Origin of the sequence: Sphingomonas sp. CFBP 13706 (genome assembly GCF_014842355.1) — a bacterium.
GTDB lineage: Bacteria > Pseudomonadota > Alphaproteobacteria > Sphingomonadales > Sphingomonadaceae > Sphingomonas > Sphingomonas aerolata.
In genome coordinates, this window is the sequence record NZ_JACYVM010000043.1 from 1 (window position 1) to 3,049 (window position 3,049).

The following is a 3,049-nucleotide window of genomic DNA, read 5'->3' on the forward strand; positions in this document are numbered from 1 at the left end:
CCGCCGACACCACTGCAAGGCCGACTTTTTCAACACAATCCACCAGAACTAGACGTTCCAATTCCGTCCATGGCCTGCTCATGAACGTCATCGACCGCGCTGAAGCCGTCCCAGTCAAAACCGCCAGAACTCCATTGTCTGCCGCCGTTGTCCGTTCAGCGAGGCATCCAGCCCCGTTCGGTTAGTGGGCTCTCTCGAAGCCGGGCTAAGTACCGCGACCGGGTTCAACAATGACAGATTGTTAATCATGACGCGGTACCTCCGGCGTTGTGATTTGCCCGTGGAGTTTCCGATGCGCGCTGTAATTATTGCTCTTTCCTTACCGCTCGCCGCTTGTGGCGGGGCCGGCGGAAACGTCAGTTCCATAGGATCTTCCGCACCAGGTGGGGCTGTGATCTCGTTGACGCCAACCCCCACACCTACGCAAACGCCAAATAGCACGCAGACCAATCTTTTCGACGTTTCTACGGCAACAAAGTTTGACGCCGTCGGTGCCGTGCATTCGCTTGCAGTCAACGCGGATGGCTCGTCGCTTTACCAAGGCAACGCAAGTACCGTTGAAGCCCCCTCGGGAACGATCAGCTATGACCCCCGTGACGGGGTTTTCGTAATGACGATCGCAGATAGCAAAGCAAATGTTTCTAGAAACATCACGTTCCAAGACCCGGGGCACCGGACTACAGCGGATGCCAATAATGTAGAACGCCAAGTACCACTATTGGCCGGCTTCAATTATCTTCATGTTCTTGATGGCACCGTTCCGCTGACCTTTTTCTACAAACGCCCAAATAGCAGCGGATCATTTGTCTCGCTCGCGGGGTTTGAGCGAAGCCAGGCAAGTGAGGAGGGCTCGTCTCTGGCCGAACAAGGGGTGCTGGTTTTTGGAACGCGTTCTACGACCACGCAAACGCCGACGAAGGGGGCTGCACATTTCGACGGCCAGTTCCTGGCGACCATGATCGCTCAGCAAGGCAATTCAGCTCGGGTGCAGCAGTGGCTGGAAGGAATAAGTGCGGTAGAAGTGGACTTTGCGAAACGTACTCTTTCGCTGAGTCTTTCTGGCAAAGTCGGCCCTGCATTCGTTCAGAATAAGCCTGTGGCGGATTCTGCGCTAAGTGTGCCCTCCGGCTCAAGCTTCGCTGCGGCTGGCTCGGCCGGTTGGACATCAGCCTCGACAGCTTTTAGCGGCAAGTTTGCTTCAGCCGCCTTCTCTAGCAACGGCACGGCTACTCCGATCGATTTCACGTCTGTCAGTGCGGGTACGGCAACCGCAGGTGCGAGCTCGATCGACGGTACGTTTTATGGTCCGGATGCGAAGAACGTCGGCGGCAACTTCCGGATTGTAGGCGGGATACCAAATCAGCGGATTGATATTCTCGGCGGTTTTATAGGCGTGAAAAAGTAGTGAGCTTTGACGAGGATTCCTCGACATGCGCTTCGCGCTAATCGCCGGCACGGCGACATTTGCCTGTGCATCGCCGGCGTCTGCCGCTCCGGAAGGCAACTGTTCCGCCGGTACTTGTCGTATTGAGCTAACGCCGCCGCAGTTACTGGCCGCGGCGGAACGTCTGATTTCTGAGAAGCATTATGCGGAAGCTTTACCTCTTGTAGAAGCATTGCGTCTTGCACCTGGGTTCAAGTTACAAACAGAATTTCTGGGAGGGTTGATAGCCTCCCGGACCGGCGACTACGCCGGTGCAGTGAATCAATTCATGGCAATTTTGGCCAACGATCCCGCCCAGACCAGAGTCCGCCTTGAATTGGCGCAGGCGTTGATAGCTTTAAAAAAGACGGCAAGCGCCGATCGCCAGCTACGAATTGCTCAGCAGGATACGGAACTGCCTCAGCAGATCGCCAGGACGATACGCACGGTACGCGACACGATACGGAGCGGAAGGACTTGGCGTCTTGACCTGAATATCGGCATCGCACCTGATACTAACATAAACAACGCAACATCAGCTCAATCCGTAACGGTCTTGCTCGGTGACAGCGCTTATCAAGCGGATCTGAACGACGAAGCGAAAGCTCACTCGGGCGTCGGGCTGACTGCCCAGCTTTCCACCGGGTTGCGTCTTCCCATCTCGAAAACAGTATCTGCGCTTGCGGAGTTCGACGCGAATGGGTCGAACTACAGTGGCAGTCAGTTTGATGATTACAACGTGCAGACCTCGGCCGGGGGCGAATATCGCGTCACTCCAACCAGCAGCGTTTCACTTGAAGGTGTCTATGCACGCCGTTGGTTCGGCGGGAAGGCGGCGACCGCTCAGATTGGCGCGCGGACCGGGGGGCAAATGGTCCTCGGCAAACGCGATCGCTTTGGCTACCAAGTTGATGTTCGCCATGTTCGAGCTTATTTCGACCGCGGCTACAATGGCTGGCAAGGCGGTTTATATGGAACGATCGAGCACGCTATAGCGCGAACGCTGGTTGTTTCTGCTGGGCCGTTTTTTCGACGTGAATGGTTGCGAGAAGACGCCTTTTCCAACATCGAGGTTGGCGGCAATTTGGGTGTTGGCGGCGAACTGCGCCACGGCTTCAATATAGGCGGCAGCTTAGGGATGTCCCGAGCAGTTTTTGATGCCCCACTGCTGATATTCGATGTCAAGTCGCGGCGTGACACCCGTTTAGTCATACGGACAACGCTGGGCAACCGTAAGATACGAGTTATGGGATTTTCTCCACAGTTAAACTGGACGTATAATCGCGTTAGCTCGTCTATCGGATTATACGCGATAAAGCGCAGTCGTTTCGAACTAACGGCAGCTAGATACTTCTAGTAACGTAAAACTGAACGGCCCGACCGGAAACCGAATCGAGCGATGCTGGCAGGTTGCGATTTTTTCGGTTGCGGAGACCACAATGATTATATGGCAGGACTAAGACTGCTCGGTCCAAGCATGACAGAGGCGGGCCGCGCTAGCGCGTGTCGCCAATCGTATGTTTGACGACAGGGCGCGACACCCAACTAAAAAGCGGCCGGACCGCTGTCGCCCACTTGTCGACCTTCTTTGGTTCTGTGACGATGCCTGAAAGCTGCCGTTCGTTT

2 protein-coding genes are annotated in these 3,049 nt (G+C 55.4%); both read left to right on the forward strand.

Going from position 1 to position 3,049, the window contains the following annotated elements:
* Positions 1-292: 292 nt before the first annotated feature.
* Positions 293-1,405, forward strand: a complete 1,113-nt coding sequence (locus tag IFS44_RS21475; RefSeq protein ID WP_192100149.1) for a transferrin-binding protein-like solute binding protein — start codon at positions 293-295, stop codon at positions 1,403-1,405.
* A 25-nt stretch (positions 1,406-1,430) separates the two neighbouring features.
* Positions 1,431-2,780 carry a surface lipoprotein assembly modifier gene (locus IFS44_RS21480; protein ID WP_192100151.1) on the forward strand — a complete coding sequence of 450 codons (1,350 nt, stop codon included), beginning with the start codon at positions 1,431-1,433 and terminating at the stop codon, positions 2,778-2,780.
* The last annotated feature ends 269 nt before the right edge of the window (positions 2,781-3,049 follow it).

Bases quoted from the DNA above. Each gene is read 5' to 3' on its own strand.
- IFS44_RS21480 (WP_192100151.1), top strand. From the start codon at position 1,431: ATGCGCTTCGCGCTAATCGCCGGCACGGCGACATTTGCCTGTGCATCG.
- IFS44_RS21475 (WP_192100149.1), top strand. From the start codon at position 293: ATGCGCGCTGTAATTATTGCTCTTTCCTTACCGCTCGCCGCTTGTGGC.